Below are 12,467 nucleotides of genomic sequence, written 5' to 3'. Positions count from 1 at the left end.
GGCCTCCGGGGGCGACGGCGTCGCTCAGCGGCCGTAGCGGCTCTTCAGGTGCCGCCACCAGTCGCGCAGCATCCAGCGGTCGAAGTCGGTGATCGTGGCCGAGCTGCCCGCCTTCATGATGAACCCGCCGACGCCGGTCGGCGTCCAGTCGTAGATGTCGTCCAGCCCGAACGTGTGACCGATCTCGTGCAGGAGGATGGTCATGCTGTCGTTGTCGAGGTTGTTGACGAAGTACTCGCTGGCCATCCGCTGGCCCCAGTCGCCGCCCGCGCCGCCGCCGAAACCGGTGGTCAGCCACAGCGACTGGTCGTAGTGGCGCGGTGTGCCGCCGGGGCAGTTCGGGTAGCTGCCGTTGCGGTTGAAGAAGCGGCCGCAGCCCTCGGCGCACTGGGGCGCGTTCTCCCGGATGTTGTTCACGTAGATGTCGACCGAGGTGTCCGACCACTGCAGCTGGGCCCGGTCGCGCACCGCCCAGCCGACCACCTTGATCGGCACGGACGCGTACGGCCAGTTGTTGTGGCCTGCCATCACGTCCATCCACTTCTTGTACTGCTGGGCCAGCTTCGCGTGGATCTGGTCGCGCAGCGCGGCCGTCACCGTGGCGGGCGAGTCCCAGCGGACGCAGAAGTTCAGGTAGCCGCCGTTGGCGAACACCTGGTCCCAGCCGTAGTTGCGGAACCCGTACAGGTCTCCGTAGGTGGACTCCTGGTGCGCCCACACCTCGTTGAGCGGGGTGACCAGGTTCGCGGGCGGGTTCCAGTCGGCCGGGGTGCCGGGGTTGCCGGGCGCGGTGGTGTGCGCCTTGACCTCCAGCAGGCCGACGGACGCGCCGCCGCTCTCCAGCAAAACCCGCAGCCGGGTCGTGGTGACCGCGGCGAACGTGACGAGGTTGTAGCGGTCGACCGCCACCGGGTAGCCGCTCGCGCCCGTCACGTCGACGTACGCGCTGCCGTTCCAGGACTGGAGCCGCCAGGACGCGGGCACGCGGACGCCGCCGCCGTCGTCGAAGAAGTACACCTCGGCGGCCCGGATCGTCTGGGTGGCGGGCCACGTCAGGTCGACCCACTGCTGACCCTGGTTGGGCCACGTGCCCCAGCGCGGGTTCTGCGTGTCGTTGGAGCGCGGCGGGTCGATCCCGTCCCGGACCGCCGCGATGCTCTCCCACGGCGACGTGTACGAGGCGCTGGCGGTGGCCGTCCACGCGAGGTTGTCGCCGGGCGCGGCCACGGCGGCGGGCGTGGTCGCGGCGACCGCGCCGCTGATGGCGACCGCGCCGGCGAGCGTGGTGAGCAGGGTTCTCTTCCATGATCGTGACACGACGATCTTCCTTCCGGTTGCCGGACGAAAGCAGCACCGGTCCGGCGGGCTCAGCCCTTCACGGCGCCTGAGGTGAACCCGCGGACGTAGCTGCGTTGCATGGCGGCGAAGAGCACGAGGCAGGGCACTGCCATGAACACCACTCCCGCTTCGAGCGCGGCGTAGTCGATCGACCCGTGGCTCGCGGTGCGCAGGTTGACCACGGCGAGGGTGGTGGTGAACTTGTCGGTCGAGTTGAGCAGGATGAGCGGCGCGAAGAACTCGCTCCACGAGGTCAGGAACGCGAACAGGCCCACGGTGACCAGCCCCGGCCGCACGGCGGGCAGCATGATCCGGACGAGCGTGCCGACGCTGGTGCAGCCGTCGACCCGGGCCGACTCCTCCAGCTCGACCGGCACGGCCTCGAACGAGTTGCGCATCATGAACACCGAGAACGGCAGCTGGAACGTGATGAGCACCAGGCTCAGCCCGACCAGCGAGTCCTCCAGCCCCAACCAGCCCAGCAGCACGTACAGGGCGATGAGGATCGTCGCGTACGGCACCATCAGGATGGCCAGCGTCAGCAGGAACAGCACGTCACGGCCGGGGAACCGGAACCGGCCGAACGCGTAGCCGCCCAGCGTGGCGATGAACAGCGTGCCGCCCACCGTGAGCGCGCTGACGACCACGCTGTTGAGCACGTGCTGGAGCCGCACGCCGTTGGCGGAGGTGAACAGCCGGTCGTAGTTCTCCAACCCGAAGCCGGTGTCCGTGCGCACGGACGCGAACCCGGCCCACACCAGCGGGAACAGGAACAGGATCGCCAACGCCGCGCCGGTGACGTAGTAGCCCCGGCGGCTGCCCGCGGTGGTCTTCACGACGACCTCCGGCGCAGCACGCGGAACTGGAGGGCGTTGAACACCACGAGCACGACCAGCAGCACCACCGAGATGCCCGCGGCCGAGCCGAGGTCGAGCCGGATGAACGCCTCCCGGTAGATCACCATCACCAGCGAGGTGGTGCTGTTGTCCGGCCCGCCGCGGGTGAGGATCCAGAACTGGTCGAACGCCAGCAGCGAGCCCGTCGTCATCAGCGTGAGCACCAGCGCGATCGTCGGCCGCATCAGCGGCACCGTGATCCGCCGGAACGTCTGCCACCGGTTCGCGCCGTCCACCCGCGCGGCCTCGTACACGTCCGGCGGGATCGCGTGCAGCCCGGTGAGCAGGATCAGCATGGTGAACCCGGCGAACCGCCACAGCACCAGCAGCACCGCCGACCCGAGCGCCGAGTCCGGGCTGCCGCTGGTCCACGACACGTACCCGTCGACCAGCCCGAGCCACGACAGCAGGTCGGTCACCGGGCCGATCTCGTCGCTGAGCAGGCCGAGGAACAGCAGGGACGCGCTGGCGAACCCGACCGCCATCGGCAGGAAGAACGCGGTGCGGAAGAAGCCGACGCCGGGCCGCCGGTGCTGCACCAGCAGCGCCAGCCCGAACGCGACCACGAACAGCAGCACCGTGATGATCACCGTGTACTTGACCGTGAACCAGGCCGCCGAGCGCAGCAGCTCGTCCTCGGCGATGCCGCTGTAGTTGGCGGGCGCGTTGAACTTCGCCTTGCCCAGCAACGGCCAGCGGTGCAGGGACATCCAGACCACGAGCGCCAACGGCACCAGGAAGAACAGCCCCACCATCACGGCGGTCGGTGCGGCGTACGCGGCGCCGACGAGCGCGCGCAGCCTGCGCCCACGCCTCGCGGGTCGTGACTGCCCGCGCCGCGCTCCCGTGCTCGGTGTTCCCGTCGGTCCTGGGTTTCCCGTCGGTCCTGGGTGTGACGTCGTTCCCGGGTCTGACGTCGTCGTCGTGGGCATCCGAGCCTCCCGTGGCCGCTCAGCCCTGCTGGAGCGACTTGGTGATGGCGGTGTTGCCGTCGGCCAACGCCGTGCCCGCGTCACCGAACAGCGCGCCCCGGACGGTTTGCAGCCACGGGCTCTGCGGGTCGTTGAACGAGACGTTGAAGTTGCGCGCGTACGGCGTGCGGCCCTTGGCCACCAGGCCGTTGACCAGCACGGTGCGCGGATCGGCCGAGGAGTACTTGTTCTCCGCCAGGTCGGTGCGCGTCGGCACGCCCTTGTTCTTGGCGACGACCTCGACCTGCGCCTCGTCGGACGTGGTCCAGGACAGGAAGTCCCACGCCTGCTCCACCTTCTCCGTGGTCGCCCCGATGCCGAGCGCGTCACCGCCGACGAACGTGGACTCGCCGCCGGTGAGACCGCTGATCGGGGCCACGCCGAGCTTCAGCCCTTTCTGCTCCAACGCGTCCAGCCAGACCGACGGCGCGGGCGCGATGCCGACGTTCCCGCTCTGCAACGCGCCCAGCCAGGTCGGGCCGGCCTCGTCCTTGGACGCGGGCGCGGCCACGCCCTCCTCGTACAGCTCGCGGTAGAGGGCGAACACGTCGGCCATCTCCGGCGAGTCGACCTTCGCCTCCTCGCCGTCGGGGTCGAGCACGTCGCCGTTCGCCGCCCACACCGACGGCCACAGGGTGAACTCGACGCAGCCGCCGCAGTTGCCGCCGAAGTACGTGCCGTTGACGTCACCGCCGAGCCGGTCGACCTTGCGGGCGTGGTCGGCGAACTCGCGCAGGGTGCGCGGCGGTTTCTCCGGGTCGAGGCCCGCCTTGGCGTACAGGTCCTTGTTGTACAGCAGAACGGACAGGTCGATCGTGTGCGGCAGCGCGAAGTTCGCGCCCTCCCACGTGCCCGCCTTCAGGTGCGACGGCGCGAGCCGGTCCTTCACCGGCAGCGCGGCGAGCCGCTCGGTGACGTCCGCCCACAGGCCCTGGGAGGCGTACTGGGGCGCGAACACCACGTCGGCCGCGAACAGGTCGGGCAGCGACTTCGCGCCCGCCGCCGACGCGAGCTTGGCCGGGTACTCCTCGTTCGGGTAGGCGGTCACCTCCACCTTGTTGCGGTGGGTGGCGTTGTAGGCGTCGGCGTAGGCCTTGGACACCGATTCGGTCGCGGCACGGGTCCACAGCGTCAGCACCGCGCCGTCGTCCGCGCCCGCCGGACTCTCGGCCGGCTGACCGCCGCAGGCCGCCAGCACCAGCGCACCCGCCGCCACGGCGGAGGCAACACGAAACCCTCTGGTTTTCACCGGTCTCTCCTTTGAGCACGGTTCGGGTGGGTCGTCAGGAGGTGGGTCGGGGTCGTGGGTCGGGTGGTGGGTCAGGTCGTGGGCAGCCAGACCCGCATGGTCGACGGGCCGCCGCGCGCCCACCGGTGGTACGGCACGAGGGTCAGCGGGGTGGTCGCCGGGGTGCCGCCGTCGGTCGGCTCCGGCGGGCGGTAGGGCCACCCGTCCGGGCCGGGTGGGTCGAACCCGGCGCGGACCTCGACGCCCGCCTCCGCGTCGACCGGCGGCACGGTGACGTCCACGCGCAGGGTGTCGAGGTCCGGCCCCTCGGCCCCGACCTCGGCGCAGTAGACCAGCGGCCCGCGTTCCACGGCCACGCACCCGCGCGTCGCGTCGATCCTCGGGTCCGGCGCGGTGAAGCGGGGCCGCGTCGGCAGCTCCAGCCGGATCTCCTCGCCGACCGCGAACGACCGGTACACCACGATGTCGCCCACCGGCACCTGACGGCGTCCGTGGGTGGTGACCAGCTCCGCGCCCGCCGCCCACTGCGGCACGCGCAACGTGATCGACCACGGCTGGTCGTCGGTCTTGGTCACGCGCACGGCCACCGTGCCGTCGTCGGGCAGGCCGGAGCGCACCTCCAGGCCCACCTCGCGCCCGTCGTTCAGCCGGGTGGAGACCTCGGAGTCGACGTACTGGTGCAGGCGCAGGCCCGTGTCGTCGACCGTGACGAGGTAGCACGAGAGGGCGGCCAGCAGGCGTGCCGCGTTCGGCAGGCAGCACGACACCTCGAACCACGGCGCCCTCGGCCCGCCGCCGAACCCCAGCTGCTCCTCGTCCGCAGGCAGCGCGGCGGTGGGCGTGCGCTGGTGCAGGGTGTGCGCGTAGAAGAAGGACCGGCCGTCGTCGCCAATCGCGGTCGCGACCACGTTGTAGAGGACGCGTTCGACCACCTCGTCGTACCGGCCGTCGCCGGTGGCCAGCAGCAGCCGCCAGGCCAGCATGATCGCGGCCACCCCGGCGCACGTCTCCGAGTACGCCCGGTCGGCGGGCAGCACGAAGTCGTCGCCGAACGCCTCGTCGGTGTGCCGCGAGCCCATGCCGCCGGTGAGGTAGGTGCGCCGCGCCCACGTCCGGTCGAACTGGGCGGCGACGGTCCGGAGCAGCTCGTCGTCGCCCGTCTCGACGGCGACGTCCACCGCGCCGGCCGCCAGGTAGAGCGCGCGTACGGCGTGGCCGTGCAGGACCTCCGACTGCCGCACGGGCCGGTCGTCGCTGAAGTACGACCAGCCGAAGTGGTGGCGCGGCAACGTGCGGTGGCCCCGGCGTTCGACGAACAGGGCGGCCTGGTCCAGGTAGCGCCGCTCGCCCGTGAGGCGGGCCAGCTCCACCAGGCCGAGCTCGATCTCCGGGTGGCCGCAGACGGCGGGCGTGCCGTCGGGTCCGAACGCGTCGCAGACGTGGTCGGCGGCGCGGCGGGCCACGGCCAGCAGCGGGTCGGCGTCGTCGCCGCTGGTGCGGGCCCGGGCGACGGCGGCTTGCAGCAGGTGCCCGGTGCAGTACAGCTCGTGGCCCCACAGCAGGTCGCTGTACCGGTCGGGTTGGCCGGGACGGCCGAACGCGGTGTGCAGGTAGCCGTCCGCCGCCTGGGCCGCGGCGATCGCGCCGGTCAGCTCCGTGATCCGCGCGTCGAGGGCCCCGGGTGCCCCCGCGCCGCGGCCGACCTCCCAGGACATCGCCTCCAGCAGCTTGTAGACCTCGGAGTCGGTGAACTCCCGGCCGCGGCGGTCGGCCGGCGTGGCGTCCGGTCCGGCGAAGTTGCCGGTCCAGCCGAGCCGGTCCATCCACGACCGGGCGTGCGGGATGGTGGCGGCGGCGTTGACGTCCTGGCGGACCCGCCAGAAACCGCCGGTGATCCGGACCTCGTCCTGGCCGAGCGGGCGCAGCTTCCCCCGCGACGGGACGACGGGACGTCCCCCGACGGCAGTGGTGTCCGGCGACGTCACTGTCATCCCCAACCTCCCGCGGTCCGTGTGCTCGTTCAGCACTCTGGCAGCCGAAAACCTTTTCGGCAATCGTCCTTGTGGCGTCTCGTGAATGTCCTCCACCATGGGGTTTCACGCTTGTGAAGTGCGCCTACAATCAATTCGGCGTTCGACAAACTTTTCGAAAGGCTTTCGATGGGCAGACGGCGGTCCGATGCGGTGACCCTCAGCGACGTGGCGCGGCTGGCCGGCGTCTCGATCTCCACCGCGTCCAAGGCCATCAACGCCCGGGACGAGGTCGCGCCCGCCACCCGGGAACGCGTGCTGCGCGCCGCGGCCGAGCTGTCGTTCCAGCCCAACGCCCTGGCGCGCGGGTTGATCTCGGGGCGGACGCGCACCATCGGGCTGCTCACCGACGAGCTCGGCGGCCGGTTCGCGATCCCGATCCTGCTGGGCGCGGAGAACGCGCTGGCCGACGAGCAGATGTCGGTGCTGCTGTGCGACGCGCGCGGTGACGCGATCCGGCGCAGGCACTACATCAGCACGCTGCTGGCCAGGCAGGTCGACGGGTTCATCATCCTGGGCGACGACAACGACATCCGGCCGTCGCTGACCCGGGACATCCCGGTGCCGGTCGTGTACGTGTACTGCGAGTCCAGCGACCCGGACGACCTGTCCGTGATCGCGGACGACGAGGGCGGCGCCCGGCTGGCCGTCGAGCACCTGGTGTCGTTGCAGCGCAAGCGGATCGGCCACGTCACCGGTCCGCAGACGTACCGCGCGGCCCGTGACCGCGTGACCGCGCTGCACCGGGTGCTGGCCGAGCACGGGCTGGACCTGGCGGGCGGCGCGCCGCTGTACGGCGAGTGGTCGCAGCGCTGGGGCAGGCACGCGGCCCGGATGCTGCTGGCCGCCGATCCCGACGTGGACGCGGTGTTCTGCGGCAACGACCAGATCGCGACCGGTGTCGCGGACACGTTGTCCCACCTGGGCAAGCGGATACCGGAGGACGTGGCGGTCGTCGGCTACGACAACTGGGAGGAGTTCGCCGCCGACTGCCGGCCGCCGCTGACGACCGTGGACCTCGACCTGGAGCGGTTGGGCGCCACGGCGGCGCGGTACCTCTTCGACGCGTTGGACGGGCGGCGGCCGTCGGGCGTGGTCCGGCAGCCGTGCCGCTTGGTCGTGCGCGAGTCAACCTCGGCGATCGGGCGTGCCTGAGCCGGGTTCGAGGAGTGCTGCGATGCCGTCCAGCACGCGGCGCAGGCCGAAGTCGAACCAGCCGTCGAGGTCGGCCGCGGTGGGCGGGTCGGCGGCCAGCTCGGTCAGCCACGGGTAGCGGTTCGAGCCGATCGCGCCCGCGAGGCGGCCGAGCCGGGCGTGCCACCAGTGGTCGGCGCCGACGCCGGTGTCACGGACCGCCTCGTGCTCCGCGACCGCCATCAGGGCCGTGCCCTGCACGTACCCGCTCACCAGCAGGTACACCTCCAGGCCGGTGCGGTGGTCGAGGCCGTGCCCGGCGAGGACCGCGAGGAACCGGTCCACGGTCTCCAGCACGGCGCGGCCCAGCGGCGGGCGGGTGGTGGCGAGGGCGGTCAGCGACCACGGGTGCCGTTGGTAGAGCGCCCACTCCTCGCGGGCTTCGTGGTCGAGCAGGGCGCGCCAGCCGGTCGTGCGGGGCGGGGGTGGGCGGTGTTCGGCGAGGACGGTGTCGACCATGGCCGTGACGAGGTCGTCCTTGCGGGAAACGTGCTGGTACAAGGACATCGTGGACGTGCCGAGCCGTGCGGCGACGAGTCGCATCGACACGGCGCGGAGCCCTTCCGCGTCGGCGAGCCGGATGGCGGTGCGCACCACCAGCTCGCGGTCGAGCGGCGCCGGACCGGCTCTGTCCACAAAGGTCTTCCGGGCGGGTCCGCCGTCCTTGCGCGCGCGGTAGGCCCGTGCCTGGCAGGCCCTTCCGCAGTACCGGCGTGGTCGGCCCCGGGTGGCACGCGCGAGCTCGGCGCCGCACTGCGCACAACGCACGGTCGGCCTCCTTTCGTCACACACCCGTTGTGTGACGTATTCCCTCAACAATGCATGCCTACCACGGAACACTGCCCTTGTGTACAGCGTACGAAGGACTGCGGGACTTGATGAGCTGGACCGGATCGTCCCGGCCTACGCCGCCGCGTGCGCGGACGAAGCGGTGACCGCGTGGGCGATGGCCGGGCACGACTTCTCGGCCCTGTTCCGCGCTTGGCTGGCCGATGCGTTGGAGACGCAAGAAGTCGTGATCGCCGAGCACGACGGAGACATCGTCGGCGTGTCCACGTGGATGGCGCTGGAGTCCGCCGAACCCTTGCGACAGCAAGCGGAAGCGGTGGCGGAGCAGGCTCGCGCGAACCCGGCGTTGCGGCGCATGGCGGCGGCGGTCGCCCTGCCCCACCCCGACGTGCCGCACCTGTACCTGGCGTCGATGGCGGTGATCCCGGCGAGCCGGGGCCGAGGCGTCGGCGCCGCGATCCTGCGCCACCGCCTGGCCCTCGCCGACGCCGAACGCCAACCGGTGTACCTGGAAGCCAGCACCCCGCGCAGCGCCGCTCTCTACACCCGCCACGGCTTCGCCCCGGCCGGCGCCCCGATCCCCCTCCCCGACAACGGCCCACTCCTGCTCCCCCTCTGGCGCCCCTCCCCCTAACCCGAGAGTCCTACCTTCACCCCGCGCGTGTCCTACGTTCAGAACGCGCGTGTCCTACGTTCGCGTCGCGCGTGTCCTACGTTCAGAACACGTGAATTCAACGCTCAGAACACGCCAAGTGGCCCGGAGCCGACCGGCTCCGGGCCACGGTGAAGCGGTGTCAGACGGAGGCGGGCACCTTGTCCTGCGTGGACTCCGTCGAACGGGTCGGCCGCGCCTGCGCGCCCGCCGTGCTGCGGAAGCCGCGCAACCGCAGGCTGTTCGACACCACGAAGACCGACGAGAACGCCATCGCCGCACCCGCGATCATCCGCCGGGACAGCCGGATCGCGTCCGCCGCCGCACGCAGGTCGCCCCGCACGAGCGTCAGGTCGCCTGCCTCGATCGCCGCGTCGGTGCCGGTGCCCATCGCCAGGCCCAGGTCGGCCTTGGCGAGCGCGGCGGCGTCGTTCACGCCGTCACCCACCATCGCCACGACCTTGCCCTCGCCCTGGAGCCGGGCGATCACGTCGACCTTGTCCTTCGGCAGCACCTCGGCGACGACCTCGGTGATCCCGACCTCGGCGGCCACGGCACGCGCGGCGGCCTCGTTGTCGCCGGTCAGCAGCACCGGCGTCAGGCCGAGGTCGCGCAACTGCCGGATCGCCTCGGCGGACGTCGGCTTCACGGTGTCGGCCACGACCAGCACCGCCCGCGCCTCGCCGTCCCACGCGACCAGGACCGCCGTGCGACCCTTGGCCTCCGCCGCACGCTTCGCCTCGGCCAGCGGACCGTCCAGGTGCACGCCCCACTCGGCCAGCAAGCGCTCGCGCCCGACGATCAGCGCGTGCCCGTCGACCACGCCCTGCACGCCCAGCCCTTCGAGGTTCTGGAAACCCTCGACCCCGGGCAGCTCACCGACCCGCTCGGCCGCACCGACCGCGACGGCCTTGGCGATCGGGTGCTCGGAGGCGTCCTCCAGTGCCCCGGCCAGCCGCAGCACCTCGTCCTCCTCGACGCCGGCCGCCGTGTGCACGGAGACCAGGCTCATCCGCCCGCTGGTGACGGTGCCGGTCTTGTCCAGCACCACCGTGTCCACCCGCCGGGTCGACTCCAGCACCTCCGGTCCCTTGATCAGGATGCCGAGCTGCGCGCCGCGCCCGGTGCCGACCAGCAGCGCGGTCGGCGTGGCCAGCCCCAGGGCGCACGGGCACGCGATGATCAGCACCGCGACCGCCGCCGTGAACGCCGCCGACACGCCACCGCCCGCGCCGAGCCAGAACGCCAGCGTCCCGACCGACAACGCGATCACGATCGGCACGAAGATCGCCGAGATCCGGTCGGCCAGCCGTTGCGCCTGCGCCTTGCCGTTCTGCGCGTCCTCGACCAGCCTGGCCATCTGCGCCAGCTGGGTGTCCGCCCCGACCCGCGTCGCCCGCACCACGAGCCGACCGCCCGCGTTGACGGTCGCGCCGACCACCGCGTCACCGGGGCCGACCTCGACCGGCACCGACTCGCCGGTCAGCATGCTCGCGTCGACCGCCGAACTGCCGTCGGCCACCACACCGTCGGTGGCGATCTTCTCCCCGGGCCGCACCACGAACCGGTCGCCCACGGCCAGCTCGCCGATCGGGACGCGGACCTCGCGCCCGTACCCCCCGTCTTGGCCACGCAGCACGGCCACGTCCTTGGCGCCGAGTTCGAGCAACGCCCGCAACGCCGCACCGGCCCGCCGCTTCGACCGGACCTCGAAGTAACGGCCCGCCAGGATGTACACCGTGACGCCCGCGGCCACTTCGAGGTAGATCGCGCCCGCACCGTCGGTGCGCTGCACGGTCAGCTCGAACGGGTGCGTCATCCCCGCCACACCCGCCGTGCCGAACAGCAGCGCGTACAACGACCACGCGAACGACGCGATCGTGCCCATCGAGATCAGCGTGTCCATGGTGGCCGCGCCGTGCCGCAGGTTCGTCCACGCCGCCCGGTGGAACGGCCACGCGCCCCACACCAGCACCGGCGCCGCCAACGTCAGCGAGATCCACTGCCAGTAGGTGAACTGCAACGCCGGCACCATCGCCAGCAGGACCACGGGCACCGCCAGCACCGTGGACACGACCAGCCGCTGCCGCAGCGCGGCGGTCGGGTCCTCGTCCACCGGGGCTTCGGGCTGGTCGGTCTCGACGACGGGCAGCGCGGCCTGGTAGCCGGCGGCCTCGACCTGCTCGACCAGGACCCGCGGGTCGACGTCGTCCGGGAAGGTGACGCGCGCCTTCTCGGTCGCGTAGTTCACCGTCGCGGTCACGCCGTCGAGCTTGTTCAGCTTGCGCTCGATCCGCGAGGCGCACGAGGCGCAGGTCATGCCGGTGATCGCCAGTTCGAGCTGCGTGTCAGCCATGGCCGTGCTCCTCCTCCGCCTCGGGCTCGACCTCGTCCACGGGGGCGCCATCGGTGTCCACGGTGAACTCGGCCGTGCGCACGACCCCGTCGTGCTGGAAGTCCAGGAACAGCCGGTAGCCACCGGCCGACGGCACCTCGGCGACGAACGCGATCTCCGGGCCGGCGGGCGTCCTGCCGTCGCCGGGCACGCCCTCGGGGTGCACGTGGAGGTAGGCCAGGTCGCCCTCGCGCAGCGCCACCAGGTGACCATACGCCGCCAGGTAGGGCTGCAGGTCGGTGACCGGCACGCCGCCCTTGCTCACGGTCAGCCGCACGGGCGAGGCCTTGCCGGGCACGAGGTCGCCGTCGAGGCGGACCTGGTAGCCGTCGACTTCGGAGACCCGTGACGGCTGGTAGGCGCGCGGTTCGAACGCACCCGCCGCGTTGACGTCGACACCGAGCGTGACGTCTTCGCCGCCGGTCGGCTTGAAGTCGGCGAACACGCGGTAGCTGCCGGCGTCGGGCAACGACAGCGGCACGGTCCACGTGCCATCGGCCGCCATCTCGGGGTGCACGTGGCGGAAGTTCGAGGTGTCGCGTCGGATCGCGATGAGGTGCATCCGCTTGTCGTGCTCGACGTCGAACCCGGTCACCGCGGCGCCGTCGGGGCCGAGGATCCGGAAGGAGAAGGAGTCGGTTCCCGTGGTCAGCGTCGTGTCGGTGGGCGCGAGGGTGTAACCGCCCCTGGACGACGCCAGCCCCGCGGGCTGGTCCTGCGCGGTCTCCGCGACGGTGCCGCTGTGGTCGTCCCCGTGCCCGGCGCCCTCAGCACCGGACGTGCCGTCCCGGCCGCTCGGAGCGGCTTCGACGGCGAAGGGACCGACAGCGCTACCGGCTGCCCAGGCGCCACCGGCGACCAGGGCGAGCACCGCACCGTAGGCGGAGAGCTTCGCTGCTGTGTTCATTGGTCAGTCCTCGAAGACTGTGGTGGAGCCCGCCACTCCGGACGGG

The 12,467-nt window shown here is 72.0% G+C and carries 10 protein-coding genes; 2 read left to right on the top strand and 8 right to left on the bottom strand.

The features are described from left to right. Positions 1–24: 24 nt before the first annotated feature. From ADK67_RS54080 to ADK67_RS34405, 5 genes are all read right to left on the bottom strand, one after another. Positions 25–1,317 carry a hypothetical protein gene (locus tag ADK67_RS54080; protein WP_231648484.1) on the bottom strand — a complete coding sequence of 431 codons (1,293 nt, stop codon included), beginning with the start codon at positions 1,315–1,317 and terminating at the stop codon, positions 25–27. Between the two features lie 50 nt (positions 1,318–1,367). After that, positions 1,368–2,174: a carbohydrate ABC transporter permease gene (locus ADK67_RS34420; protein WP_053720735.1), complete on the bottom strand. Its 807-nt coding sequence runs from the start codon at positions 2,172–2,174 to the stop codon at positions 1,368–1,370. Beyond that, positions 2,171–2,989 carry a carbohydrate ABC transporter permease gene (locus ADK67_RS34415; RefSeq protein WP_053720734.1) on the bottom strand — a complete coding sequence of 273 codons (819 nt, stop codon included), beginning with the start codon at positions 2,987–2,989 and terminating at the stop codon, positions 2,171–2,173. Before ADK67_RS34415 ends, ADK67_RS34420 begins: the two co-directional genes overlap by 4 nt. Positions 2,990–3,185: 196 nt before the next feature. After that, positions 3,186–4,454, bottom strand: coding sequence for an ABC transporter substrate-binding protein (locus ADK67_RS34410; protein ID WP_053720733.1), 1,269 nt, complete (start codon positions 4,452–4,454; stop codon positions 3,186–3,188). Positions 4,455–4,525: 71 nt separating this feature from the next. Then, positions 4,526–6,445: a glycoside hydrolase family 127 protein gene (locus ADK67_RS34405; protein WP_053720762.1), complete on the bottom strand. Its 1,920-nt coding sequence runs from the start codon at positions 6,443–6,445 to the stop codon at positions 4,526–4,528. A gap of 192 nt (positions 6,446–6,637) precedes the next feature. Here ADK67_RS34405 and ADK67_RS34400 point away from each other — a divergent pair, with 192 nt between their 5' ends. Further along, positions 6,638–7,639, top strand: coding sequence for a LacI family DNA-binding transcriptional regulator (locus tag ADK67_RS34400; RefSeq protein ID WP_231648483.1), 1,002 nt, complete (start codon positions 6,638–6,640; stop codon positions 7,637–7,639). Here ADK67_RS34400 and ADK67_RS34395 read toward each other — a convergent pair. Then, positions 7,613–8,314 carry a TetR/AcrR family transcriptional regulator gene (locus ADK67_RS34395; RefSeq protein WP_231648482.1) on the bottom strand — a complete coding sequence of 234 codons (702 nt, stop codon included), beginning with the start codon at positions 8,312–8,314 and terminating at the stop codon, positions 7,613–7,615. The genes ADK67_RS34400 and ADK67_RS34395 overlap by 27 nt on opposite strands. 211 nt (positions 8,315–8,525) lie before the next feature. Between ADK67_RS34395 and ADK67_RS34390 the strand changes: the two genes are divergently transcribed. Next, positions 8,526–9,101 carry a GNAT family N-acetyltransferase gene (locus ADK67_RS34390; RefSeq protein ID WP_053720730.1) on the top strand — a complete coding sequence of 192 codons (576 nt, stop codon included), beginning with the start codon at positions 8,526–8,528 and terminating at the stop codon, positions 9,099–9,101. Positions 9,102–9,261: 160 nt separating this feature from the next. Here ADK67_RS34390 and ADK67_RS34385 read toward each other — a convergent pair whose 3' ends face one another. Both ADK67_RS34385 and ADK67_RS34380 read right to left on the bottom strand, forming a co-directional pair. Then, positions 9,262–11,475 carry a heavy metal translocating P-type ATPase gene (locus tag ADK67_RS34385; protein WP_053720729.1) on the bottom strand — a complete coding sequence of 738 codons (2,214 nt, stop codon included), beginning with the start codon at positions 11,473–11,475 and terminating at the stop codon, positions 9,262–9,264. Next, positions 11,468–12,421, bottom strand: a complete 954-nt coding sequence (locus tag ADK67_RS34380) for a hypothetical protein (protein ID WP_053720728.1) — start codon at positions 12,419–12,421, stop codon at positions 11,468–11,470. The genes ADK67_RS34385 and ADK67_RS34380 overlap by 8 nt, the downstream gene beginning before the upstream one ends. Between the last annotated feature and the right edge of the window lie 46 nt (positions 12,422–12,467).

The organism is Saccharothrix sp. NRRL B-16348, assembly GCF_001280085.1.
GTDB lineage: Bacteria > Actinomycetota > Actinomycetes > Mycobacteriales > Pseudonocardiaceae > Actinosynnema.
Note: the sequence above shows the minus strand (reverse complement) of the source record. Positions and strands in the feature narration are given on the sequence as shown.

Coding starts and splice junctions, on each gene's coding strand:
- ADK67_RS34385 (WP_053720729.1), bottom strand. CDS start 11,475: ATGGCTGACACGCAGCTCGAACTGGCGATCACCGGCATGACCTGCGCC.
- ADK67_RS34415 (WP_053720734.1), bottom strand. CDS start 2,989: ATGGTGGGGCTGTTCTTCCTGGTGCCGTTGGCGCTCGTGGTCTGGATG.
- ADK67_RS34380 (WP_053720728.1), bottom strand. CDS start 12,421: ATGAACACAGCAGCGAAGCTCTCCGCCTACGGTGCGGTGCTCGCCCTG.
- ADK67_RS34405 (WP_053720762.1), bottom strand. CDS start 6,445: ATGACAGTGACGTCGCCGGACACCACTGCCGTCGGGGGACGTCCCGTC.